The organism is Paenibacillus sp. KS-LC4 (assembly GCF_036894955.1).
Taxonomy (GTDB): domain Bacteria; phylum Bacillota; class Bacilli; order Paenibacillales; family Paenibacillaceae; genus Pristimantibacillus.
The window spans coordinates 2,407,134-2,431,738 of record NZ_CP145905.1 but is presented as its reverse complement, the minus strand read 5'-3'; the positions used below and the strand labels follow the sequence as shown (position 1 = coordinate 2,431,738).

Here is a 24,605-nt window from a genome sequence, read left to right as displayed (position 1 = left end):
GTAACGGAGGACAGACCGTCAGCCCTTACTCCTTCTACCATACAGCCTTAAATCGCAGCTGGTCAGTCGAAGTTTCGGCGCCGCTTCTCGGAGAGGATATTCTGTAACCGCTTGAACGTCGTCTTGCAGCAACGCAACGACTCTCTGTGGATCAAGCAACGATACATACTCGTTCTCGTCAACGAAGTTTTACATCTGAACAATCATTAATCCTATTTATAGCGTATCGCTGACCTATTGTCAATCAGCCTTGCGCGGATTAACCGCGGGAAAGCTGCTCCAGCTCCGAATGCTGGCCTGGATCAAGCGTTCTCCAATCGTCCTGGCTGAGCAGCTCCAGCTGCGCCTCTACAAGCGTGCGGAACCGTGCGCGGAAAATAGACGCCTGCTTCTTCAGCTCTTCAACCTCAACCGATACTTTGCGCGATTTACTCAGCGAGTCATTAATAATGCGATCCGCATTTTTCTCCGCTTCCTTGATGATGAGCTGTGCTTCCTTCTTCGCATTGCTTCGAACCTCGTCAGCCGCCTCTTGTGCGACGATTATCGTCTTGCTCAGCGTCTCTTCGATGTTTGAGAAATGGTTCAGCTTCTCCTGCATATTAAGGATCTGGTTTTGCAGCTCCTTATTTTCGCGGATAATCGTTTCATAATCTTTAATGACCTGATCAAGAAATTCATTGACCTCATCCTCGTCATAGCCGCGCAACCGGCGACCAAATTCCTTATTATGTATGTCCAATGGCGTTAACGGCATCGGCGCACCTCCTCGACTTATTTCCATACCGGAAAACATTTGCTGTGGAAAGGATTCGACAACCGCCAGCAAAATCCTGCAATAGGGCTAAATAAATTTGCCTACCCTCAGCCGAATTCTGCCTTTCTTCGTCACGCCATCCGCCTCCAAAACTTTAAATCGGCCCAGCCCTTTAATGGATACGACATCGCCCTCGCGCAATTGCTCGGACGGGTCCTCCACCGTTTTCCAGTTCACCCGGCATCTGCCGGCGCGGATAGGATCGACGATCTTTGTCCGGCTAATTCGATGCACATCGCTTGCAATGCCATCCACCCGCATCGAAGCGACTGTAAAGCTCATTTCCTGCAGCTCCGGCACAACCGGCAACAAGGAAGACAGCGGAATCATTTCAGTGAGCACACTCGACCGATGCACCTGCCGCAAATGAACATTCAAATAGTCGGCGATGTCATCGGTCATCATAATGTGAGCGAAGCCTTCATGCACGTGTATGTCCCCTACTCGGTCACGCTTGATGCCGAGGCCGAGCAAGGCGCCAAGATAATCGCCATGATCAAGCTGCTGGCTCGTCCCGCTCGGGCCGCTTACCTGAACCTCCAGCACGGAAATAGCGGCAAGCTCCTGATCCAAATCCCGATAATCCGGCCCAATAATTGCCCGGCAGCGCTCAGCCTCAGGATAGCCGCCATCCAGCCTCAACTCCACATCTGGATGACGATTGACGAGGCTTTGCAAAATCTGTGCCTGTCTCGGGTCCAAAAAATCGGTCCGCTTCAGCTCATGCTGCTGTGCGGACCGCTCTACCCATTCCCACGCCCGATCAACGAATGGCTTCTCGTCCGGGTGGAAATGGTCATATATAGGTAATTTCATTGAAATTCCCTTCCTAACTTTTGAAATCTAGCCAGGCAGTATAAAGCCTACTACCGCAATGAGCCCCATTGCCACAAAACGAAGCGCAAAAATCGCTACGATTGGGGAAATATCAATCATACCGCCAATTGGTGGTATGAAACGGCGGAATATGCCTAGATACGGCTCAACCAGCTTGCCTAAAAATACGCCAATAAAGCTTTCGCGCGCATTCGGCAACCATGACAATAAAACATAACCAATAATCATAAAGCTGTAAATACTTTGAAGGTTCATAATGAGCCCTGATACACTACTGTACAATCGGTGGTCACCTCATTTTGGAGTATTCATTGTCCTCTGCCATCATTTCCGTAATCGACCCTTGAATTTCAACCGAATCCGGCGTACATAGGAAAATGTTGGGGCCGAGCTTCGAAATATTGCCACCCAAAGCGTACACTGTACCGCTGAGGAAATCAACTATGCGAAGCGCAAGGTCAGTACGCACACGTTGCAGGTTTACAATGACGGCACGTCGCGAACGCAAATGATCGGCAATATCCTGCGCCTCATCGTAGGAGCGCGGCTCGCTCAAGATGACTCGTACATTTTTCTGCGAATGTATGCTTACAATGTTGTTGCCCTTTGTATTTTTACGTGCTTCGAACGGAGAGGTTTCAATTTCATGATCGGGCTCCTCTGGCTGTACGCTTCTTTCCCGTTCAATGATCTCTTCTTCCTCCTGCAAACCAAGAAAATTCATAAACTTATTCATAACGCCCATTCGTCATCCCTCTTTTCCCACAAGTATCGTTCCTAATCTAATCCACGTTGCGCCTTCTTCAATCGCGACCTCAAAGTCGCCTGACATGCCCATGGAAAGTTCCGTCAGCGGTGCGTTCAAAGCCACTTCCCTATTCATTTTATCCCTCAGCTCCCGCAAGGCACGGAATACCGGCCGGGTCTGCTCAGCTTCAGCCTCATAAGGCGCCATCGTCATTAAGCCAATCGGCTGTACATACTGAAAGCCTTTTATCGCCTCCAAAAGCTCCGGCAGCTGCTCCGGTTCAAGTCCATGCTTGGATTGTTCGCCCGATACATTAACCTGAATCATACAGGGCACCTGCACGCCAAGCTGCGCTGCTCGCTTCTCAATCGCCTGTGCAAGCGACAAACGATCCAGCGAGTGAATGTATGTAAACTTCCCTATGACATCTTTAACCTTATTCGTTTGCAGCGAACCGATGAAATGCCAAATGGCTTGTCCATCGCCCCCTTCGGCTGTCTCGCCGCTAATCGCTTCCCACTTGGGCAGCGCGTCCTGAAAGCGGTTTTCGCCTAAATGGCGAAGCCCCTCGTCAAACGCCTGTACAGCTGTAGCGAGCGATACATATTTAGTCACCGCAATAACGTTCACATCCTCCGGCTTACGACCGCTTCTCTCGCACGCTGCATCGATCCGGCGCTGTACCTCTGCTATCCGCTCTGTTAATGAGCTCTCCAATTTCGTCACCTCTTTGCAATTCCAATCCAACTGGCCATTCGTCCTGTTTTGCCGCCCTCCATCCGGTGGGAGAAAAATAGATCGCGACGACACCCAGTACACCACTGTGTTAATTCGATATGGATCGGCATAATTCCTGCTTTCATCATAATTTGACGGTTAATTTCTTTCAAGTCGACCATTGCCTTGCCATTTGGCAGCAGCTTAATCAGCTTATTGCGCGCTTCCTCGCCCTGCAAAGCGAATGTATCCAGAATTGGCTGCACCCTGCTCGTGACCGTTTGATCTACCTCATAACAGCAGCCTCCGATCGACGGGCCGATGGCTGCGCGCACCTTTTCTGCTCTTGTGCCATATTCCGCATTCATCGCCTCAAGCGTCACCTTCGCAATGCTCGAAACCGTTCCCTTCCAGCCTGCATGGGCAAGCGCTACCGCCTGATGCTCCGGATCATAAAAATAAAGCGGCACGCAATCCGCATAAAAGGAAGCGAGCAAAATGCCGGGCACATCCGTCATCAGGGCATCGGTATCCGCAATCGCATCGCTGCGGGATTCCCTGCCCCGCCCAGCGTCTTGCTCGGTTACTTTGTAGACATCCGCGCCATGCACCTGCTCCGCGCAGGTCCAAGCCTCGAAGGGAAAGCCGACCGCAGCAGCAACCCGCTGGCGGTTGACAACGACGTCTAGGTCTTCATCGCCGACATGCAGCCCCATATTCAGCGTCGCCCAAGGCGCGGCGCTTACACCGCCATCGCGGCCGGTAAAGCCGGCTGTCAGCTGTTTATTTTCATCCATCCAATTAGACAACAAAAAAAGCGAAGGATTCTTCGCTGAATGATTCCACTTAAAAGCTTCCATTCGAGTCATCACCTCTTTATGCAGTTTACTCTGTTATCCTCTGGCGTGCAAATCCTCTTCCTCCAGGCGCTGCTTCGTTTCATCCATGCGAACAAGCACAACATCTGCCCCGATCTTCACAATGTTGCGCCAAGGAATGACGACCTCGCCGCCAGGCCCGCCAAACAGCCCCATAAAGCGGCTATACTGCGGAATGACGATGGAATCGATACGTCCCTGCCGCAAATCCAGCTCCAAATCGGTAATATGTCCAAGCTTCTTGCCGTCCACAATATTAATGACATCCTTCGTCTGAAAATCAGATATTTTCATCTTCTGCTCACCACTTTTCCAGCGGGATGAATAACTTTTTAATGACCGGGCACCCTGCCTAGCCGAACCTAGCTATGCTGTTCCTTGTATTAGTATATGTAAGACGCGCCCAAAATGTCCTCTTTCGCAAAATAACCGCCTTTAGATAATGAAAAAGACCGGACATCATTGTCCGGCCTGCTTTCCAAAAGACGAGCTGCGTGACAACTAAGCCTTCACGCAGCTCTGAATCTTTTTCACGTGCATCTACGTCTTAACATGCTTCTGCATTTGCTGGATGGCCGACTTTTCCAGGCGTGATACTTGAGCCTGCGAGATGCCGATTTCATCGGCGACCTCCATTTGCGTCTTGCCCTCGAAAAAACGCATCGACAAAATCATTTTTTCCCGATTGTTCAGCTTATGCATCGCTTCGCGGAGCGCAATTTCCTCGATCCATGACACGTCTTTATTTTTGTCGTCACTAATTTGATCCATCACATAAATCGGATCGCCGCCGTCATGGTAGATCGGCTCAAACAACGATACCGGGTCCTGAATCGCATCAAGCGCGAACACGACATCTTCCTTGGGAACATTCAGCATTTCGGAAATTTCAAAAATCGTCGGCTCGCGCGAATTTTGATTCGTCAGGCTGTCTCTTGCTTGCAGCGCTTTATAAGCGATATCCCGCAGGCTTCGCGATACGCGAATCGGGTTATTGTCGCGCAAATAACGGCGGATTTCCCCGATAATCATCGGGACGGCATAGGTGGAAAATTTGACGTTCTGGCCAAGATCAAAATTATCTATCGCCTTCATAAGTCCAATGCAGCCGACCTGGAATAAGTCGTCTACAAACTCTCCCCTATTGTTAAAGCGTTGAATGACACTAAGCACAAGCCTCAGGTTGCCATTAACCAATTTCTCTCTGGCTGCCCACTCATTGCGGGTTTGCAAAGCGGTGAACAGCTCCCGCATTTCAACATTTGTCAGGACAGGCAGTTTCGCGGTATCCACTCCACAGATCTCGACTTTATTTCGTGCCAACGTGATTACCTCCCAAGGAGAAACATTAATGTTCATTATCTCCTCGCACGCCCGAAATATTCCTGTTTTGACCTTCGCTTTGCAACTCTATGGATTGCCCTTTTATACCATTTTGTTGAACTCCTTGCGCAGCCGCTTAATAATGCGTTTTTCCAATCGCGAAATATAAGATTGAGAGATACCGAGCAGATCGGCAACATCCTTCTGCGTCTTCTCTTCCCCATCTGCTAGCCCGAAGCGCAGCTCCATAATGATGCGTTCACGCTCCGTCAGCTTGTCGAGCGCCTTATGCAGCAGCTTGCGATCGACCTGCTCCTCAATATTGCGGTAAATCGTATCATTTTCCGTTCCGAGCACATCCGACAGCAGCAGCTCATTGCCATCCCAATCAATATTCAGCGGCTCGTCAAAAGAAACCTCGGTACGCGTTTTATTGTTGCGGCGCAAATACATGAGAATTTCATTCTCTATACAGCGTGAAGCATAGGTCGCCAGCTTGATTTTTTTCTCTGGATCAAAGGTGTTGACCGCTTTAATTAAGCCAATGGCGCCGATGGACACCAAATCTTCAATATGGATGCCTGTATTTTCGAATTTGCGGGCAATGTATACGACGAGCCGAAGGTTGCGCTCAATGAGCATCGCCCGAATAGCCGTATCCCCAGAGGGCAGCTTGCCCAGCAAATATTCTTCCTCTTCCCGCGTCAAGGGAGGCGGCAGCGCTTCGCTTCCACCGATATAATAAATCTCTTCGCTCTTTAGTCCGAATAAAAATAAAGTCCGATAATAATATAACTGCAGAACCAATTTCCACTTGACGAGCATCCGGCCTATCCCTCCCCGATAATCGTATTATTTTCAGTCTCCTGCCTCGCTTCTGCTTGTGGAGTCTGCACAAGGGCGGGATGAATGATTGCCTGATACGAGCTGTCTGCTGTCAGCTTGCCGCCATCGAGTCCAATCAACACTTTTTTCGCCACGTAACTGGAGCCATCGCGCTCGATTCGGACAAAATCCGGCTTTAGCGCCAGCATAAACTGCGAGCCGCGGTTCACGCCGCGGTAAGGAATGAGCCGCAAGCGATGCTGCCAAATAAAGACGTCAGCGCCCATGCCCGCTACGAGACGATCCACCTCGGCCTCACGAATGCTTTGCAGCCATGAAGGTGGTAATTCATTTTGCCAAAGAGCGGCTTCAACGACCATTACCGGAGTTCGTGACAATGGATCATAGAGCTGATTGCCCGTATCAATCAATCCAATGCAGCGGAATTCCAGATTTTCAATGTGAATACTTACATCGGCAAGATGAGTTTGCACCAACTCCCTTTCACGACGCTGCGTCAACACGGTGCGGTATATATACAGCCCGATACAAAACGCTGCAAATAAATAAATAAGGCTCATTTTCAGCTCAACATGCATGCTTCCATCGACAAAGGCAATCGTTCTCCATACTTCTCCCGAGCCCTGCATCAGCAAATAATAAATGCCGATGATCGCTCCCGCCGCCACGAAATTAACAGCATAAAAGGCTGCTGTCGTGCGCAAGAAATGCTGAATCGATCCGTAACCAAAGGCAATCCACAGCATTAGTATGGAAAAGCCCAGCTTGACAACTAAGGTAAACAAAATCGAAAGCATTGGAAAAAGCATAAGCACGACGTAGCTGGCACCGACACTTGCAGCGGCAAGCACCCGCCAGGGCTTGGCTCGAATGTTCCTCGCCCACGCTGTCGTCAGCAGCAGCCCGCCATCGACCAGCAGCTCCCGCACAAACATGACATCGACATATACAGCCACAATCGTCACCTTCCCGCGAATACCGTCCGCCAAGCTTGATGCATGGCGTCGGTGAGAACGATTGAGACTAGTATATTAAAATCCTATTTCAAAGTCTGTCTAATCATGACGGGGTGAGCCATCTTTTTTTGTCGAGCGTGCGAATAAAAAACGGCAGGACAAGCGGTCGTTTGACAGCATTAAAAGTGCTTTTGCCTACCTGCTGCCTAACGGCAAGTAACGCAAAAAGCCCGCTCCCTAATTGGTAATAGGGAAAGCGGACTTTATTGCAGGCTATAAACCGCCACCTAACGATCGCTGCGTGGACGGTTGCGCAAAAAGGCTGGAATTTCAAGCTGATCGCTCGAAGTGCTAGCGCCAAAAGGCTTGACAGACGATGTCGAAGCAGCCGTGGAGCCCGAGCCTGCCGACTGCTGGCGAGTCTCTGATTCTCCTTGCTGCTGCGGCGTACGTCTAGCAGCCGGAGCACCCTTGTGTTCAAAGCCAGTCGCAATGACGGTAACTTTGATTTCATCCTTCAAATTATCATCAATGATGGCACCAAAAATCATATTCACTTCCGGATCAGAAGCGGAAATAACAATTTCTGCTGCTTCATTGACTTCATACAGGCTCAGGTTGCTGCCGCCTGTAATGTTCATAATAACGCCTCGCGCGCCGTCAATAGACGTTTCCAGCAGCGGGCTCATAATGGCTTTTTTCGCCGCTTCTGCTGCACGGTTCTCACCGCTGGCTTCACCAATTCCCATCAGTGCAGAGCCGCGCTCTGTCATAATCGTCTTAACGTCTGCAAAGTCAAGGTTGATCAGACCTGGTACTTGGATCAAGTCGGAAATACCTTGCACCGCTTGACGCAGCACATTATCCGCTTCACGGAATGCCTCCAGCATAGGAGTCTTCTTATCGACAATTTCAAGTAGACGATCATTTGGAATAACGATCAGTGTATCTACTTTCTCTTTAAGCGCTTCTATGCCCATTTCCGCTTGTGCGGCACGCTTGCGGCCTTCGAAGGTGAATGGACGGGTTACTACGCCGACAGTCAGCGCACCGCATTCTCTTGCGATTTCGGCAATAACAGGCGCAGCGCCTGTTCCTGTGCCGCCGCCCATACCTGCGGTAACAAATACCATGTCCGAGCCTTTCAGCTGGTTAAGTGCGAGATCACGGGATTCCTCAGCGGCCTTCTTGCCCACCTCAGGGTTAGCACCCGCGCCAAGTCCACGTGTCAGCTTGTCGCCGATTTGCAGCTTATGCTCGGATTTTGCCAAGTGCAGCGCCTGAGCATCCGTGTTGACCGTAATGAAGTCAACACCTTTCACCCCATTTTCAATCATTCGGTTAACCGCATTGCTGCCGCCGCCGCCGACGCCGATAACCTTTATTTGAGCGAGCTGCTCTAATTCCATGTCGAATTCCAACATCATCAATTTCCCCCGATCAAATAAATTCGTTAAACATATTTTTTATCCGTTCGAACATACCGGGTTTGGATGAAGCGGTGGAACCCGTTTTGCGGCTGCTTGCGGCTTTTTTTACTGTGCTGGTTGTTCCGCGCACTCCCATATATTTCGATACGTATTGAATCATTCCTACACCGCTGCTGTAAGCAGGATCGCGCACGCCGATATAATCCGGAAGTGCCACGCGTACGGTGGATTCAAGCTCTGCTTGAGCAAGCGCCAATGTGCCCGGCATTGTCACTGCTCCTCCAGTCAGCACATAGCTGCTGACCTTGTCATGATAACCAAGACGACGAACCTCTTGCTTGATCAGGCTGAAAATCTCCTGCATCCGAGGCTCGATAATGCTCGCCAAATCGACTTGAGAAAATTCCTTCTCTACATTGCTTCCCATACGGAGAACTTTGAACTTCACATCTTCCGCAGCATCGCCAATGTAGGAGCAGCCGTATTTCAGCTTGATTTTCTCAGCTTGATCACTTTGGGTACGCAAACCATATGCGATATCGTTCGTTACGTATTCTCCGCCGATAGGAAGCGTAGAAGTCGCTGCAAGTCCACCCTGCTCGAAAATCGTAATCGTACAGGAGCCTGCTCCGATATCCGCAAGTACAGTACCCATCATTTTCTCATCTTTCGTCAGCGATATAACGCCGGATGCCAATGACATCAATATGACACCAGAAATGCGGAGCCCTGCTTTCTCCACACAGCGCATCAAATTATGTATCGCTGTCTTAGTACCGGTTACAATAGTGGCTTCCACTTCCAGACGCACGCCGATCATCCCCCGAGGATCGGATATGCCCTCCAGTCCGTCTACCAAATATTGCTTTGGCACTAAATTAATAATCTCGCGTTCAGGCGGCAAGGCTACTACTTTCGCAGCCTGTACAACTCTTTCAATATCTTCCTCGCCAATTTCACGGTCCTCATTGGATACGGCAACGACGCCATGATTGGTTTGCAAAGCAATATGATTGCCTTGAATCCCTACATAGACGTCTGATATTTGAATACCTACCATTCGTTCCGCATGCTCTATCGCATTGCGAATCGACTGAACGGTCTGGTCGATATCTACAATAGCTCCTTTGCGAATACCCTCTGAGTCGGCAGATCCAACTCCAATAATATTAATGGCTCCGTTATTCACTTCGCCAATAATAGCACGAACTTTGGATGTACCGATGTCTAAACTGACGATGATGTCGTTGCTGCTCAACCCGCGGCACCTCCGTTTCAACTTATAAATTATACAGCTTGTATCAGTTTAATCACAAAACGCCTTTTTACATATTCAACGCAGTTAATAGTATCCCTCTTTTTAAGAGCACTATTTTTCTAACTCTATATGAATTTTAATTTTCATCAAGGTGAAACGGTTGTCTCCATCTTTTGGCGGCGAGGCGCGTTTCATTCCGAGAAATATAGAGAAAGGATGACACTATCAGATCCTTCCCTCTATTTTTAAGAATACTCATATGGTGTTTAAGCGCCAAGCACGTCGTTTTGCATTATTCTAAAAAAGTCCACCTATAAAATCTTATCACTGTTTTCTAAAAATGAGTAGTATGTTTTTCAACTGCCTTCTTCATTTTCTGGATCTGTTTTTATAAAAGAATCATAAGTATCCGCTAGCAGCAGGGTTATTTTTCCAGGTTCTTGTGTTTCAATGACCGCATTCATCGTTTCGATTTTCTCGCTCAGCAATGAAATGGCTGTCACAACCTCAAATTTCGTGCGCGTATAAATTTTGATGCGGTCTGGATACGCCTTAGAAGGATATGGCATAATTTCGGATAAATCCGACAACTGCTTCGCCGGAATTTTGCCAAGCTGCTCCGCAAGCTTTACGCGGTAAGCATCTCCCTGCTTCCACCCAGACAATACAGGCTTATTAACCAATAGCTCCTCGTTGGCTGCTGGAAGCTCCGATCCGTTCGCCAGCAGCGCTGTCAAATGGCCATCGCTGAACAGCTCAAAGGCTACGACAGGGTATTCCTCTACTGTAATCGTCACCTTCCCTGGGAAAGCTTTGTCCACGGTGACATTATTAATGGTCGGAATTGCTTTAACCGCTTCCTCAATCGTTGCCGACGTTGTACCAAAAAAAGCGTCTCCCACTGAAATAGCGGCAGCCTGTCCAATTTCTGCAGCAGTCGTATAGGCAGTGCCTTCAATATGAATTTCCGAAATTTTACTAATGGAAGAATTAAAAAACAATACGGACAGCAAAATGACAAAAAGCAGCACAAGCACGCTAAGCAGCTTGCGATTGCCCTTTCGTTTGCCTACCGGTTTTTTAAGCACTGGCATCGGCGCGCTCATAACTTGTCCCTTCTTTCCCCAAAAACATCCGGTTCCCAAATAGCAGGAGCCGGGTGTTTCTATTCAGGCGCTTATGCGCATACACTAGTTATTAGGAGCTTGAGGAACAGGAGAATTGCGAGCAATTCTTGCTCCAAGTCTGCTTAACATCGTTTCAATGCGCTCATAGCCCCGATCAATATGATGTATTTGCTCCACTACCGTCTTCCCTTGCGCAGCAAGGCCCGCAATTACAAGCGCTGCCCCTGCGCGCAAGTCCGTTGCCTCCACCGTCGCTCCATAAAGACGAGGAACGCCCCGGATAAAAGCCGCATTCATATCAACCCGTATATCCGCACCCATTCGTGATAGTTCGTCAACATGCTTCAGCCTGCCTTCGAAAATCGTTTCCTTCATAATGCTTGTTCCGTCTGCAAGAGCCAGCAGCACCATCACTTGCGATTGCAGGTCGGTTGGAAAAGCAGGATATGGAGAAGTAACAATTCGTTCAATGGCTCTGGGTCGGGATGCACAGCTAACTTTTATTATATCATCGTGGGTAGTGATTTGAATACCTGACCGACGAAGCACATGTATTAAGGAAGACAAGTGGGTGGGGCAAGTATTCAGAAGAGTAATTTGACCGCGCGTCGCAGCAGCCGCAACCATTAAGGTGCCGGTTACAATCCGATCAGGAATGATCCTGTACTTACAGGGAGAAAGCGACTTTACGCCATTAATCGTAATGGTATCTGTACCAGCACCGATCATCTCGGCACCCATCGCATTCAGAAACCGCTGCAAATCCTGAATTTCCGGCTCGCGAGCAGCATTCGTAATCATCGTTCGCCCTTCTGCAAGCACCGCGGCCATCATCATATTCTCCGTCGCTCCGACACTAGGGAAGCTTAAATGAATATCAGCACCTTTGAGACGATCTGCCCGGCAAATAATACGATTGCCCACTTCTTCAATATCAGCACCGAGCGCCCGAAGCCCCTCCAGATGCAAATCAATTTTGCGCTGCCCAATTGCGCAGCCGCCAGGCTGATACACCTGAACTTCACCAAACCTCGCAAGAAGCGGCCCCATTAGAAAGATGGACGAGCGCATCTGACCCATTAACTTTTCCGGCACATGGGACAGATGAAGGCTTTCCGTGTTCAGCTGTACCGTATCGCCCTCATGCTCCGCATGGCATCCGAGTTCCCGCAGTATGCTGAGCATGACGTCGATATCAAGCAGCTTTGGCACATGCTCCAGCGTCGTTTCGCCTTCGGCCAATAAGCTGGCTGCCAATATTGGCAAAGCGGCATTTTTTGCTCCTTGGATAACCATGGTTCCTGAGAGTGGTTTCCCGCCTTCAATCACCAATTTGTCCAATGTCTCACCTCCGATTTACCGCTCACCCACCACCAGCACTTCCGGCACCAAGCTGATCCCATATCGATCCGCAATGACGCCTTGAATGTGAGCCATGAGGGTAAGCACATCTTCAGCTGTCGCTTGCCCGGTGTTGACGATAAAATTGGCATGCAGCCCGGAGACTTCAGCTGCACCTACACGGTGGCCTTTAAGCCCCGCCTCCTCGATCAATCTGGCGGCATAATCGCCTGGCGGGTTGCGGAAGACGCTGCCCGCACATGCCAGCTGCAGCGGCTGAGTACGCAGCCGCCTTTCCTTGTACGAGGCCAGTGTTGCAGCAATTTCCTGACGGTCTCCAGGCGCGAGCTCGAAGGTCGCTGAAAGCACGAGCCCTTTGCGCTCATGCAGCACAGAGTGTCGGTAAGAAAATTGCATATCCTCGGGTCCGTAGGTTACCAATTCACCATTTCCCAGCAAAATCTCGGCTGACTTGAAAATACGCGACACATCCGATCCATGCGCACCAGCATTCATATAGACGGCCCCGCCTACAGTACCCGGAATGCCACCGGCAAATTCCAAGCCCGTCAGTCCTTCCTTACCGGACATCACAGACAATTTAATGAAGGAATAAGCCGCTCCGGCATGAACAGTGTTCCCATCGAAGCGAACATAATCCAGTCCGCCCCGGGGTTTAATGACAACGCCGCGAATGCCCTTGTCGCTCACCAGCATATTGGAGCCGCGTCCCAAATGGGTCCACGGTATGCCGTTTTCATGAAGCAGCCGGACAGCCGACATCATTTGCTGCTTTCCATCCGGTATAATAAGAATATCGGCAGGACCGCCTATTTTCCAAGTAGTATGATTTTCCAGCCGTTCATTAATGAGTATTTTTCCAATTTTTGCATTTTCCAACAGCTCAGCTACATGTTCCATGCTGTCTAACCTCCTTCTGCTTCAAGGTGAAGAACAGGCCCGCTCGGCGATGGTCACGATTTATAAGAGTATCCTATGCCCTGTGCCCGGGTAGTGTGACAAATGCCTATAGCGCCAGGCTGCAAGCCCGCTTATTGCATGGGCATGCGTCGCAAGCCTAGTTGTTCCTTCACCTTGAATAACGTGAAATATTAAGTAAAATGCCCAGCGATGTGAGCAGAAGCGTAAGCGATGAACCGCCATAGCTGACGAGCGGCAGTGTGATGCCCGTTACAGGCATCATTCCGATAACGACACCGATATTAATGAGCACTTGAACGCCGATTATGCTCGTGATGCCAACTGCGAGCAAGCTGCCGAACGTATCAGGCGCATATATAGCCGTTCGAATGCCGCGCCATACCACGATCATAAACAGTACAATCAGTGCTGAACCACCAATAAAACCAAGCTCCTCTGCAACGATGGAGAAAATAAAGTCCGTTTGCGGCTCCGGCAAATAACTGAACTTCTGTCGGCTCATGCCAAGCCCAAGCCCGACAAGCCCTCCTGGGCCAATCGCATATAGCGATTGAATAATTTGATAGCCTGAGCCTAGCGGATCCGCCCATGGATCAAGGAAGCCCGAGATACGCTGCAGCCTATAGGGAGCAGCCAAAATAAGGCCGACAAGCCCCAGGGCGCCTGCAAGCGCGAGCAGTCCCAAATGCTTGAGCTGTGCGCCTGCCGTAAAGATCAAAAGCAGCGATGCCGCGACCATAACCGCGCCGGAGCCAAGATCCGGCTGCAGCATAATAAGGCCGAAGGCGAGCAGCGCCATCCCAAGCGGAGGAAGCAGTCCCTTGACGAACAGCGTAATTGTCTGCTGCTTCTCGGAAAGCCATTTTGCCAAAAACAAAATCATCGCCAGCTTCATGAATTCGGAAGGCTGAATGCCGAACGAGCTAATGCCGAGCCAGCTTCGCGCTCCGCCGCGCACGACGCCCACACCGGGGATCAGTACAATGACGAGCAGAACGAAGCAAATAATTAAGGTGATTTTTGCCCATTTGCGCCAAACGAGATAATTCATATTCATGGTGAAGAAAAGCGCACAGACGCCGAGACCGGCAAACAGCAGCTGGCGCTTGACGTAATAATAGCGGTCTCCGAATTCATGAAAAGCGAGCACTGCGCTCGCGCTGTATACCATAATGATTCCGATAGCCAGAATGAGCGCAATGGAGACGATCATCCATACGTCCGGGGCAGACCTGGCTTTGGCCATAGCGTACACCTCTTTGCATGTAAAAGTAGGGACTAGCCCCCTACTTACAAGGTATGCGCCGAATCTTTAAAAATGCGCCCGCGCTGCTCATAGGATGTAAACATATCCCAGCTTGCACAGGCCGGCGACAGCAATACGATGTCGCCTGGCGCTGCTAACGCGGCAGCTTGCCGCACCGCTTCGCGCAAGGTCGCTTCGGCGTCCTCAACAGGTTCGACCAATTGAACGGCTGCTAAACCTGCCAGCTCCGCAACATGCCCCAGCTTGCCGCGTGTCTCGCCGAGCGCTACAAGCCCCTTGACCCTGTCACGGAACAGCGGCAGCAGCTCCATATAATCCGAGCCGCGATCAAGGCCGCCTGCAATCAGCACGATTGGCGCAGTCAAGGAGTGAGCGGACATCATCGTCGCTGTCGGATTCGTAGCCTTGGAATCATTGTAATATTTGACCCCGTTTACTTCGCATACATACTCCAGCCTGTGTTCTACACCTTTAAAGCCCCGCAGCGTCTCGATAAGCTGCTCCGGCAATGCTCCGGCTGCCAGACATCCCGCAATGGCCGCAAGCGCATTTGCCGCATTATGGCGCCCTGGAATGCCAAGCTCGCCTACTTCAAGCAGCCTCGCTTGCGTCCCATCCTGCTTATTCCATACGATATGGCGCACTTCAGCAGCTTCATCTTCACCTGAAGAAGCGCTCGCAGCTGTCCTCACGTATGGAGGCTCAATCGCCACCCCAAAGCTTAGCTTTTCATATAGCGAGAAGGGAAAAATAGTAGCATCCAGACGATCAGCAAGCTGCTGGCAAACCGGATCATCCCAGTTCAGCACAGCCGTATCCTCTGCCGTCTGATTGGCAAACAGCTTTGCCTTCGAATCTATGTAATCTTCCATGCCGCCATGATAATCCAGATGCGTCTCTACTACATTGAGCAGCAGGGCGACGCGGGGACGAAAGCCCGATGTCCCTTTAAGCTGGAAGCTGCTCAGCTCGGCGACAAGCCAGTTGTCCTTCGTTGCCTCAACTGCTGCTTCGCATAATGGACGGCCAATGTTGCCGGCTACGATGGGATTTTTACCCGCCGCCTCCAGCAGCTCGCCGATCCAGGTTGTCGTCGTCGTTTTGCCATTAGAGCCTGTAATACCAATAATCGGTGCCGGTGAAAGCCAGTAGGCTACTTCCACCTCGGTCACAATTTCGACGCCTGCCGCTGCGGCCTGCCTGATAGGCGGAGCCTCATAAGGGATGCCCGGATTTTTAACGAGCAGCGCTGTATCAGCAGTTATAAGATCGTCTGGATGAGAACCGCAAAGCACAGAAATGCCCAAAGCGATTAGCTCCTCCGCTTCGGGACATTGGTCTTGCTCCTTCTTATCGTTAACTATTACCTTCGCCCCATAGGAATGAAACACCTTTGCGACGCTAACTCCGCTTCTCGCCAGGCCAAGCACCACAACGCGGCGGCCCCGGTATGATGCCGGATGATCCATAAATGACAGCTCCTTGTAAAGGCCAGCAGCATGATCCCCGCAGCACCGCAATTCGCAAGTTAGAATCGCGGTATTGCTTGAGGCGCAAGCTGCTATCCCTATTTTTTTGAAAGATAATTTAAGAAAGGATATGATCCTTCCATCCTTTCTCTATATTGCTATCACATTTTAAAATACGCGTATCAACAGCAGCGACAGCACCGCAAACACGAGGCCAACCGCCCAGAACGTGGATACAACGCGCCACTCGGACCAGCCGGACAATTCAAAATGATGATGAATCGGACTCATTTTGAAAATCCGCTTGCCGCGCAGCTTGAAGGAGCCCACCTGCAAAATAACCGACAGCATTTCAAGTACGAAAATACCGCCAATTAAAATGAGCAGCAGCTCCATTTTCGTCAAAATCGCTACCGCAGCAATACCCCCGCCGATGCCCAGCGAGCCGGCATCCCCCATAAACACTTTGGCAGGATAGGCATTGTAGATCAGAAAGCCGAGCACAGCTCCAATCATCGCCGCCGAGAAAATGGCAGAGCCATAAGCCGACACCTGCAGCGCCACAATTGTAAATGCGCCAAAGGCAATCGCGCTTGTACCGGCGAGCAGTCCGTCCAGCCCATCGGTGAAATTAACCGAATTGCTGGCCGCGAACATTATAATGACGACAAATGGATAATAAAACCATCCCATATCGAAGCTCCAGGACGTGCCGGGAACGATAATTTCCGTGCTATGGTGCATCTGGTACAGCTGCGCACAGACGATAATCGAAAATAGCAGTTGCCCGAACAGCTTCTGGCGCGCAGTCAAGCCAAGCGAACGCTTGAAGACGATTTTGATGTAATCGTCGAGAAACCCAACGAGGCCAAAGCCTAGCGATGCGGTAAGCAGCACCCAGAAATCCGCTGTTTTATCAGCAAAATTCAAAAAGGCTATGAGCAGCGCCAGCATAATAATGATGCCGCCCATCGTCGGTGTGCCGCTTTTTTTCAAATGGCTTTGCGGTCCATCTGTGCGTATTTGCTGACCAAATTTCATGCGTTTCAGCACGGGAATGCAAATGGGCCCAAGCAGTGCCGCGAGCAAAAAAGATAGGCCTAGTGTGAATAAAATAATCATCATGTCCATGCTCTCACCCCACCTCTAAAGCTTGGACAATCTGTTCCATACGCATACCGCGCGAGCCTTTGACCAGCACAATATCCGCAGGCTGAAGCTGCTGTTTAAGCCACTCCGCCAGCTTTTCTTTCTCTTCAAAATGAATAATGTCCACTGCGTCTGCCGCAGTGCCAAAGCTGCTCTTCACCCCGCGCGACGTATGACGCGACAGCTGTCCGCAAGTAAGCACGGCATCCGCTTTCGCTGGCGTAATAAATACGCCCGTCTCATAGTGAAGCTGCTCCTCATCCGGTCCCAGCTCAAGCATGTCGCCAAGCACGATCCATTTTTTGCGGAAGCCGTTTACGCTCTCCAGCAAATCAATGGCCGCCCTGACCGCAGTCGGATTCGCGTTATACGCATCATTCAAAATCATTGCGCCGTTGAAAGCCTTCACTGGCTGAATACGCATGCCTGTCAGCTGTAAGCTGGACAATCCCTGGCGAATCCGCTCCCCAGAGATTCCAAAATGGTAACCAATCGCAATAGCGGCCAGCGCATTGCTAATATTGTGCTTGCCCGGAATAGGAATAGCATAAGCTTCTGTATTAGCTGCGTTAGCTGCTTCATTCGCTGCTTGCACAGCTGCCTCATCTTGTGTGCTGACTTTTCCGACCTTTAGCTCAAAGGTAGCCGATACAGCGTCTATATTCATATTCGCAGCTGTCCACTGATTTCCGTCCATTAGGCCAAAAGCTTCCAATCTTGCTCCAGCTGGCAGCGCCGTCACGCCCAAGCCTGAGACAAGAAGCGGCTCATCACCGTTATACAGCAGCAGCCCGCCAGGCTGTAAGCCAGACACAATTTCCAGCTTCGCTTTCGCGATGCCCTCGCGCGAGCCCAATTGAAGCATGTGCGCATCCCCAATATTTGTAATAATCGCAGCATCTGGCCGCGCGATTTGCGTCAGCAGCTCGATTTCGCCAAAGCCGCTCATGCCCATTTCCAGCACAGCTACCTCCGTCTGCTCATCCAGCTCAAGCACCATCAGCGGCAGCCCAATGTGATTGTTCAGATTGCCTGCCGTTTTGTGCACGCGAAGCGAGGTGCCGAGAACCGCGGCAACCATATCCTTCGTTGTCGTTTTTCCATTGCTGCCTGTAATGCCCACAACACGAAGCCCTGTAAGCTCGGTGCGATAGCTGCTCGCCAGCGCTTGAAGCGCTGCAAGCGTATCATCAACCAGAAGCAAAGGCGCGTCTGCAAGCTCTGGCGGAATGGCATGGCCGCGCTGCCATAGTGCAGCGGCAGCCCCATCCTTAAGCGATTGAGCTACATAATCATGCCCATCGAATTTATCTCCCACCAGCGGCACGAACAGCTGCCCCGCTGTAATTTTACGAGAATCAGTTCCTGCGCCAGTGATAGCAACGGCGGAATCAGACGGCTTCCACTCCGCCTTGCACATGCCGCCTATTTGTTCAAGCGTACGTCTAATCAATGTAATAATCCCCTTATCGCTTCTTTCGCAACTAGTCGGTCATCAAACGGATGCGTTACGCCTCCAATAATTTGATAGGTTTCATGACCTTTCCCCGCAATCAATACTACATCGCCGGGGCTTGCCATTTCAACCGCTTTTTGAATTGCGGCATGACGATCGACAAGCAGCTCATAGCGGCTCTTGTCCACATTCCCTTGCAAAAGCCCGGCTTCCACGTCCCGCAAAATGAGCTCAGGATCCTCCGTACGCGGATTATCCGAGGTAATAATCGCATAATCGCTGTATTTAGCAGCAATCGCCCCCATTATCGGACGCTTCGTCCGATCGCGGTCACCCCCGCAGCCAAAAACGCAAATGATGCGCGGCGGCGCAAGCTCCTTAACTGCGCGCAGCACATTGTCGAGCCCGTCCGGCGTATGGGCGTAATCCACGATAACGGCAAAGCTTTGACCAGCGCTTACCGATTCCACGCGACCTGGCACACCGGCCATTTTCTCAAGACTCGCCTTGATTTGTTCTAGCGCGATGCCTTCAATTAATGCCGCACTGATAGCTGCAAGCGCATTATACACATTAAATTTGCCGACCATCTTGAGCGTAATATCCGCGCTGCCCGCAAAGGTATCGACATGGAACGACGTGCCCTGCGCCGTAATCTGAATACACGAAGCACGGACATCCGCCTCATGATCAATTCCATACATAATGGTATCCGCAGCTGTCCCTTTTGCAAAAGCCTCCGAGGCTGGGTCATCCGCATTGAGTACCGCATAAGAGCGCTCCGCCTCGTCACTAGCATACACATTGCCAAGCCGCGAGAAAAACAGCCCCTTCGCTTCAGCATAATGCTCCATCGTGCCGTGATAATCCAGATGATCCTGCGTCAGGTTCGTAAAAATCGCCGTGCGGAAGCGGCAGCCCTTCACCCGGCCCTGCTCCAGCGCATGAGAGGATACTTCCAGCGCGCAATATTGCGTTCCGGCATCACGCATGTCTGCCAAATAACGCTGAAGCTGGAGCGCCTCCGGCGTCGTGCCGGACATCGGTTCGGTTATTCCCGCATAGCGTCGCTCCACCGTACCGATAACACCAGCTGGCTTGCGCTGGTCGTTCAGTATTTGCTCAATCAAATACGTCGTAGTCGTCTTTCCATTCGTGCCGGTAACCCCAATCAAATGCAAGGAGCTGCTAGGCTGCTGATAAAAATAGTCCGCAAGCACCGCCATTGCATGGCGGCTGCTCCCTACAATGAGCTGCGGAGCCGCAATATGCGGCAGCTCGCGCTCCACTACAAAGGCTGACGCCCCGCGCTCCGCCGCTTGCGGAGCAAAGTCATGCCCATCCACTGTGTGGCCCGGCAAACAAATAAACAAGCTGCCCGCCTGCACCGCGCGTGAATCTGTTTCAAGGGATGTAATTTCTATATCACCGCTGCCAATTAGCTTGGAGGTAATTAATCTGCTTGCCAATTCGCTTAATTTCATAATGCTATCTTCTCCTCCTATTGCTTGGTAAACAAGAAGACAAGAAGCCTTGCTGCCTGACCAAGCATTATGTCCTTTATTATTTATTATGTCTACCAGTATAGTCAATGCGTATGAGATATATCATCCTCTTCGCCTAAATAGATACGGATCGTAGAGCCGCGGTCTACTCGTGTTCCGGCAGCGGGCGCCTGCCTAATAACCATCGGTCCCGTTCCAGCCGAGCTAAGGTTGAAGTTCATATTCAAGTCCTCATAAATATCAGACACCGTCTTGCCAATTAGATTAGGCACAGTGACAATCGGCGTCTCGCCATACTTATACACCTTGCCAATCTGCTTCTCTCTTTGCGGAACCTGCAATACCGTCAAGGCATCCTCCATCATATTGCGCACGATCGGCGCCGCAACGAGGCCCCCGAACTGAATGCCTTGCGGATTATCGACCGCTACATAGATGACGAGCTCAGGATCATCCGCTGGGGCAAAGCCGATAAAGGAAACGATATGCTCGTTTGGCGAATATTTGCCGTTCACTACCTTTTGCGCGGTTCCAGTCTTGCCGCCAACGCGGTAGCCATCAATAAACGCATTTCGCCCCGTTCCTTTCGCTACGACACTTTCCAGCGCTTCCCGAACCGCCTTCGACGTTTCCTCGGAAATGACCGTTCGCACCGCCTCCGGCTCTACGGTGTCCACCGTCTCCCCGGTATCCGGATTAATCCAGCCCTTCACTACATGCGGCTTGTACAGCGTTCCGCCATTTATAGCTGCCGAGACTGCGGTTATTTGTTGAATCGGTGTAACCGAGACCCCTTGACCAAACGCGGTCGTCGCCAGCTCCACTGGTCCAACCCGGCTCAGCTTAAACATAATGCCGTTCTCCTCGCCGCCAATATCAATGCCCGTTTTTGTGCCAAAGCCAAAATTTTTAATATATTCGAACAGCTTTTCTTTGCCCAGCCGCTGTCCAAGCGTCACAAAGCCCGGGTTGCAGGAGTTCTCAACTACTTCCAGAAAAGTCTGGCTGCCGTGGCCGCCCTTCTTCCAGCAGCGCAGCCTTGCGCCTCCAACCTCTATTGCACCCGGATCATAAAATCGCTCATTGGTCAGATTGACCTTCTTCTCTTCAATGGCTGCCGCGAGCGTAATAATTTTAAATGTCGAGCCCGGCTCATAGGTCATCCAAATTGGCAAATTCCGATTGTACACCTCAGACGCAACTTCCTTGTACTTATCCGGCTCATAGGTCGGGCGGCTCGCCATTCCCAATATTTCGCCGCTTTTCGGATTCATTGCAATGGCCATAATTTGGTCGGGCTGATGCTGAGCCATCGCTTGGTCCAGCTCTCGCTCCATTATAGCCTGAATTTGCTTGTCGATCGTCAGCTGCATCGTCAGCCCTTCCTTCGGCTCCACATAGGTATCCGAGGAATTGGGCATCTGCCTGCCGCGCGCATCCGACAGAAAGGAGACATTCCCTTGAATGCCGCTAAGCTCGTCATTATACTTCGCTTCCACACCAGTCAATCCTTGGTTGTCTATGCCAGTAAAGCCTAGCACATGTGCCGCCAAACTGCCAAAGGGATAGAAACGCTTATTGTCCTCGGCGGCAACAATGCCAGGAAGCGCGAGCTCCCGCACCTGCTGCGCTTTTTCCAGCGTCATTTTACGGCCACCGGGACGGAGCTGGACGAGCATTGATTTTTTCGTATTGATTTTGCCATACAGCTCATCTGCCTTCATATCCAGCAGCGGTGCGAGCGCATCAGCCGTCGCCCGCTTGTCTTTAATTTGTGCAGGAATCGCCCAAATGGTAGGCGAGGTGACATTGTAAGTCAGCTTGACGCCATTGCGGTCCCAAATTTCTCCCCGTTTTGCCATATAGGGAATGTCCCTGCGCCATGAGTTTTCCGCCTTTTCAGCCAACTCGCTGCCCTTCCAAAGCTGGACATAGCCTAACCGCGCACCTAAAGCGGCAAATGCAATGATTCCAAAAATAAGCACCATAAACAGTCGACGGCGCACCGTCACATTTGATACTTTCATCGCTTGCTCCTCCTCCGCCCTTTGCTTAAGGCAGAGCGTACACTGACGCTCATTTCCAGCCTATTCCTACGGCGGAGGAGATAGAACAAGCCCCTGACATGTCTCCTTTGCTAGCTGCGCTAATGCTAACACTAGTTCTTAAACTTCCTCTTACACTTACTCCTACTCTTATACGTACTCTTACTCTAGTTCTTACACTAGTACATACCAGCTTGTGCTAGTAAGGCTATTGCTCTTGAATTTCCTGCGTATCCTCTACGTCATCCTGCATCGAGCTGCTAGAAGAAGCCTCGTCCTCTGTAACAGCGTTCTCCTGCTCCTTTGCATTTTCTAAAGCTTCCTCTGCCGTTATAGCACCCTCTGCTCCAGTTGGCGGCGAAAGCTGTACGCGCAAAATCCGCTTATCCCCCTGCTTGTCTTCCTTCTGGGAAATGATAAAGCCTTCGCCTTCTGCAAGCAGCTGCACATTCATCAGTGAAGCAACCTCCAGAGCATCACGCAATGACAGCCCCGTCATATCGGGAATAGTTAGCTTATCCTGCTGCTCGGTAACAAGGTACACTCGCTGGGTCGGAGCGATGTTCTCCCCGGCAGCCGGAACCTGCTTGACTACTGTAGTCCCGGTGCCAACAACCTCAAACATCACATTGCGTGCTTTAAGCTCGGCCTGCGCCTGAGACAAATTCTTTTCGGTAACATCCGGCAGCTTAACCGTTGGCGTTTTCTTATCCGTAATTGCTTCCTCCAGCGCGTTATCCGGCATAACGCCCATGTGCCGCAACGTTTTATAGACGATTTCCTTGAAGGCTGGAGCGGCAACTGTACCCCCGCCCGCAAGCGGATCATTCGGCTCATCGACGACTATATAGACAACGACCTTCGGATTTTCTACCGGTGCGTAGCCAATGAACGAAACGACATATTTATTTTTGGAATATTTCCCATTAATAATTTTTTGTGCCGTACCGGTTTTACCTGCTACACGGTAGCCTTCAATATAGGCATTTTTTCCAGTTCCGTTTGATTGGTCGGATACAACCTGCTCCAAATATTCGCCGACCTTATTCGATGTTTCCTCGGATATCACTCTGCGTACGACCTTCGGCTCAAACTTCTGGGTCGTATTTGTATTCGGATTGTATATTTGCTTAATAATTTGCGGCTGCATCAAATTGCCGCCATTTGCTACAGCAGCGACTGCGGCAATTTGTTGAATCGGCGTTACGGATACGGGACCTTGCCCGAATGACGCCCGTGCAATATCACTGGGGATGCTCAGATTAATGTTGATAACACCCTTGGATTCATTGCCCAGTTGAATGCCTGTCGGCTGACCGAAGCCAAAGCGATTAATGTAATCAACGAGCTTCTCGCCGCCGAGCATTTGCCAGCCTAGTTTTACGAAAGCGACGTTACTGGAATGCTTGAGGCCATCCAAATAGGAGATCTTCCCCCATCCTACCCGATTCGAATCTCGAACAGGATTACCCGGCACATTAATGCTCCCTGATTGAAATTCTGCATTTGGATTGAACAGCCCTTCTTCGACCGCAGCGGCCAGCGTTACAATTTTGAACGTTGAACCCGGCTCGTACAAGGATTTAATCGCGTGATTATACGCATTTTCAAAGTTCGTATCCCAGTACGTATTCGGATTAAAGGTCGGATAATTCGCCATGGCGAGAATTTCCATCGTATTAGGGTCAGCAGCTATAGCCGTGATGCTTTTAGGCTGATATTTATCTGCTACTTGCTTGATCGCTTCCTCTACATAATGCTGAATTTCATTATCCAGCGTCAGCGTAATATCCTGTCCGTCTACGACTGGCTCATAAACGACGTCTCCTTCCGCTAGCTGAACACGCTTGCCGTCCTTCTCATACTTGATTTCACCATTCGTGCCCTTAAGCTTGTCATTGAAAAAGGATTCGATGCCCGCAAGCGCTTTGCCGTCCTTGTCCACATAGCCTAGCAGTTGGGATGCCATCGTATTGCGGGGATAATAACGTTTTTGATCATCATATAAATAAATGCCAACGTCATTTACTTTGTTTTCTTTCTTCAGCTCATCCCGCAGCTCTTTGATTTTGTCAGCCACCGATTTATCAATATTCCAGCCGCCATCACGAAGCTCACGCTGCGCGTAAAATTCACCTTTATCGTTTTTGGCGGTTACGATTTTGCGCAGCCCATCCTGCGGCTTGTTCAAAATCGCATTCAGCCCCTCTACGACCTTATCGGCAATACCCAAGCTATCAATCTGCTTCGGATTGACTGCCACATTATACGCAAGCGCATCCATCGCCAGCACATTGCCATTTCGATCCGTAATGGTCCCCCTATTCGCTACTAAAGTTTCTGAATCAGCCCAACGTTCTTTTGCCATCGTATACCAAGTGTCTCTATCAACGACTTGCACATAGAAAATTCTGCCAATTAGAATAAGAAAAAGGAGGGTAATTACCCCTCCAAAAAATAGCGTGCGCATTCTGATTCGTTTTACCATACGTCC

22 protein-coding genes and 1 other annotated feature (1 of these 23 only partly in view) are annotated in these 24,605 nt (G+C 50.5%); all 22 genes read right to left on the bottom strand.

Annotation, left to right across the window (positions count from 1 at the left end):
• Positions 1–191 (bottom strand) — a binding site (T-box leader) (it extends 110 nt beyond the left edge of the window).
• A gap of 68 nt (positions 192–259) precedes the next feature.
• The 22 genes from V5J77_RS10345 to V5J77_RS10240 all read right to left on the bottom strand — a co-directional run bounded on the left by V5J77_RS10345 (position 260) and on the right by V5J77_RS10240 (position 24,599).
• Complete coding sequence (locus tag V5J77_RS10345) at positions 260–757, bottom strand: DivIVA domain-containing protein (RefSeq protein ID WP_338555688.1); 498 nt, start codon at positions 755–757, stop codon at positions 260–262.
• An 87-nt stretch (positions 758–844) separates the two neighbouring features.
• Positions 845–1,633 (bottom strand): YlmH/Sll1252 family protein, encoded by a 789-nt coding sequence (locus tag V5J77_RS10340; protein WP_338555687.1) that lies wholly within the window; start codon positions 1,631–1,633, stop codon positions 845–847.
• A 27-nt stretch (positions 1,634–1,660) separates the two neighbouring features.
• Positions 1,661–1,909 (bottom strand): YggT family protein, encoded by a 249-nt coding sequence (locus tag V5J77_RS10335; RefSeq protein WP_338556693.1) that lies wholly within the window; start codon positions 1,907–1,909, stop codon positions 1,661–1,663.
• 34 nt (positions 1,910–1,943) lie between these two features.
• Positions 1,944–2,399 (bottom strand): cell division protein SepF, encoded by a 456-nt coding sequence (gene sepF / locus V5J77_RS10330; protein WP_338555686.1) that lies wholly within the window; start codon positions 2,397–2,399, stop codon positions 1,944–1,946.
• A 3-nt stretch (positions 2,400–2,402) separates the two neighbouring features.
• A complete protein-coding gene (locus V5J77_RS10325) occupies positions 2,403–3,119 on the bottom strand; it encodes a YggS family pyridoxal phosphate-dependent enzyme (protein WP_338555685.1) in 717 nt (238 codons plus the stop codon).
• 5 nt (positions 3,120–3,124) lie between these two features.
• On the bottom strand, positions 3,125–3,979 hold the full coding sequence (pgeF, locus tag V5J77_RS10320; RefSeq protein ID WP_338555684.1) for a peptidoglycan editing factor PgeF: 855 nt from the start codon (positions 3,977–3,979) through the stop codon (positions 3,125–3,127).
• A 33-nt stretch (positions 3,980–4,012) separates the two neighbouring features.
• A complete protein-coding gene (locus tag V5J77_RS10315) occupies positions 4,013–4,291 on the bottom strand; it encodes a YlmC/YmxH family sporulation protein (protein WP_046230423.1) in 279 nt (92 codons plus the stop codon).
• Between the two features lie 246 nt (positions 4,292–4,537).
• Complete coding sequence (sigG, locus tag V5J77_RS10310) at positions 4,538–5,320, bottom strand: RNA polymerase sporulation sigma factor SigG (protein ID WP_338555683.1); 783 nt, start codon at positions 5,318–5,320, stop codon at positions 4,538–4,540.
• A gap of 102 nt (positions 5,321–5,422) precedes the next feature.
• Positions 5,423–6,145 (bottom strand): RNA polymerase sporulation sigma factor SigE, encoded by a 723-nt coding sequence (sigE, locus tag V5J77_RS10305; protein ID WP_046230421.1) that lies wholly within the window; start codon positions 6,143–6,145, stop codon positions 5,423–5,425.
• A gap of 5 nt (positions 6,146–6,150) precedes the next feature.
• The gene (gene spoIIGA, locus V5J77_RS10300; protein WP_338555682.1) at positions 6,151–7,122 is read right to left on the bottom strand and encodes a sigma-E processing peptidase SpoIIGA; all 972 of its coding nucleotides are present in this window, start codon (positions 7,120–7,122) and stop codon (positions 6,151–6,153) included.
• A 287-nt stretch (positions 7,123–7,409) separates the two neighbouring features.
• Positions 7,410–8,546 (bottom strand): cell division protein FtsZ, encoded by a 1,137-nt coding sequence (ftsZ, locus tag V5J77_RS10295; protein WP_338556691.1) that lies wholly within the window; start codon positions 8,544–8,546, stop codon positions 7,410–7,412.
• A 16-nt stretch (positions 8,547–8,562) separates the two neighbouring features.
• The gene (ftsA, locus tag V5J77_RS10290) at positions 8,563–9,810 is read right to left on the bottom strand and encodes a cell division protein FtsA (protein ID WP_338555681.1); all 1,248 of its coding nucleotides are present in this window, start codon (positions 9,808–9,810) and stop codon (positions 8,563–8,565) included.
• Positions 9,811–10,166: 356 nt separating this feature from the next.
• Positions 10,167–10,916 (bottom strand): FtsQ-type POTRA domain-containing protein, encoded by a 750-nt coding sequence (locus V5J77_RS10285; protein WP_338555680.1) that lies wholly within the window; start codon positions 10,914–10,916, stop codon positions 10,167–10,169.
• A gap of 84 nt (positions 10,917–11,000) precedes the next feature.
• Complete coding sequence (murA, locus tag V5J77_RS10280; protein ID WP_338555679.1) at positions 11,001–12,278, bottom strand: UDP-N-acetylglucosamine 1-carboxyvinyltransferase; 1,278 nt, start codon at positions 12,276–12,278, stop codon at positions 11,001–11,003.
• Positions 12,279–12,293: 15 nt separating this feature from the next.
• Positions 12,294–13,199: a UDP-N-acetylmuramate dehydrogenase gene (gene murB, locus V5J77_RS10275; RefSeq protein WP_338555678.1), complete on the bottom strand. Its 906-nt coding sequence runs from the start codon at positions 13,197–13,199 to the stop codon at positions 12,294–12,296.
• 169 nt (positions 13,200–13,368) lie between these two features.
• Positions 13,369–14,466 (bottom strand): stage V sporulation protein E, encoded by a 1,098-nt coding sequence (spoVE, locus tag V5J77_RS10270; protein ID WP_338555677.1) that lies wholly within the window; start codon positions 14,464–14,466, stop codon positions 13,369–13,371.
• Between the two features lie 44 nt (positions 14,467–14,510).
• Positions 14,511–15,956: a UDP-N-acetylmuramoyl-L-alanine--D-glutamate ligase gene (gene murD / locus V5J77_RS10265; protein WP_338555676.1), complete on the bottom strand. Its 1,446-nt coding sequence runs from the start codon at positions 15,954–15,956 to the stop codon at positions 14,511–14,513.
• A gap of 168 nt (positions 15,957–16,124) precedes the next feature.
• Positions 16,125–17,087, bottom strand: a complete 963-nt coding sequence (gene mraY / locus V5J77_RS10260) for a phospho-N-acetylmuramoyl-pentapeptide-transferase (protein ID WP_338555675.1) — start codon at positions 17,085–17,087, stop codon at positions 16,125–16,127.
• Positions 17,088–17,091: 4 nt separating this feature from the next.
• On the bottom strand, positions 17,092–18,558 hold the full coding sequence (murF, locus tag V5J77_RS10255) for a UDP-N-acetylmuramoyl-tripeptide--D-alanyl-D-alanine ligase (protein ID WP_338555674.1): 1,467 nt from the start codon (positions 18,556–18,558) through the stop codon (positions 17,092–17,094).
• The gene (locus V5J77_RS10250) at positions 18,555–20,045 is read right to left on the bottom strand and encodes a UDP-N-acetylmuramoyl-L-alanyl-D-glutamate--2,6-diaminopimelate ligase (protein WP_338555673.1); all 1,491 of its coding nucleotides are present in this window, start codon (positions 20,043–20,045) and stop codon (positions 18,555–18,557) included. Before V5J77_RS10250 ends, murF begins: the two co-directional genes overlap by 4 nt.
• A gap of 104 nt (positions 20,046–20,149) precedes the next feature.
• Positions 20,150–22,093, bottom strand: coding sequence for a stage V sporulation protein D (locus tag V5J77_RS10245; protein ID WP_338555672.1), 1,944 nt, complete (start codon positions 22,091–22,093; stop codon positions 20,150–20,152).
• A 226-nt stretch (positions 22,094–22,319) separates the two neighbouring features.
• Entirely contained in the window at positions 22,320–24,599 is a 2,280-nt protein-coding gene (locus V5J77_RS10240; protein WP_338555671.1) for a penicillin-binding transpeptidase domain-containing protein, read from the bottom strand.
• Positions 24,600–24,605 lie beyond the last annotated feature (6 nt).

Bases quoted from the DNA above. Each gene is read 5' to 3' on its own strand.
- spoVE (WP_338555677.1), bottom strand. From the start codon at position 14,466: ATGGCCAAAGCCAGGTCTGCCCCGGACGTATGGATGATCGTCTCCATT.
- pgeF (WP_338555684.1), bottom strand. From the start codon at position 3,979: ATGGAAGCTTTTAAGTGGAATCATTCAGCGAAGAATCCTTCGCTTTTT.
- sepF (WP_338555686.1), bottom strand. From the start codon at position 2,399: ATGGGCGTTATGAATAAGTTTATGAATTTTCTTGGTTTGCAGGAGGAA.
- murD (WP_338555676.1), bottom strand. From the start codon at position 15,956: ATGGATCATCCGGCATCATACCGGGGCCGCCGCGTTGTGGTGCTTGGC.
- V5J77_RS10340 (WP_338555687.1), bottom strand. From the start codon at position 1,633: ATGAAATTACCTATATATGACCATTTCCACCCGGACGAGAAGCCATTC.
- V5J77_RS10250 (WP_338555673.1), bottom strand. From the start codon at position 20,045: ATGAAATTAAGCGAATTGGCAAGCAGATTAATTACCTCCAAGCTAATT.
- V5J77_RS10335 (WP_338556693.1), bottom strand. From the start codon at position 1,909: ATGAACCTTCAAAGTATTTACAGCTTTATGATTATTGGTTATGTTTTA.
- mraY (WP_338555675.1), bottom strand. From the start codon at position 17,087: ATGGACATGATGATTATTTTATTCACACTAGGCCTATCTTTTTTGCTC.
- V5J77_RS10245 (WP_338555672.1), bottom strand. From the start codon at position 22,093: ATGAAAGTATCAAATGTGACGGTGCGCCGTCGACTGTTTATGGTGCTT.
- ftsZ (WP_338556691.1), bottom strand. From the start codon at position 8,546: ATGTTGGAATTCGACATGGAATTAGAGCAGCTCGCTCAAATAAAGGTT.
- V5J77_RS10315 (WP_046230423.1), bottom strand. From the start codon at position 4,291: ATGAAAATATCTGATTTTCAGACGAAGGATGTCATTAATATTGTGGAC.
- V5J77_RS10345 (WP_338555688.1), bottom strand. From the start codon at position 757: ATGCCGTTAACGCCATTGGACATACATAATAAGGAATTTGGTCGCCGG.
- sigE (WP_046230421.1), bottom strand. From the start codon at position 6,145: ATGCTCGTCAAGTGGAAATTGGTTCTGCAGTTATATTATTATCGGACT.
- V5J77_RS10285 (WP_338555680.1), bottom strand. From the start codon at position 10,916: ATGAGCGCGCCGATGCCAGTGCTTAAAAAACCGGTAGGCAAACGAAAG.
- murB (WP_338555678.1), bottom strand. From the start codon at position 13,199: ATGGAACATGTAGCTGAGCTGTTGGAAAATGCAAAAATTGGAAAAATA.
- V5J77_RS10240 (WP_338555671.1), bottom strand. From the start codon at position 24,599: ATGGTAAAACGAATCAGAATGCGCACGCTATTTTTTGGAGGGGTAATT.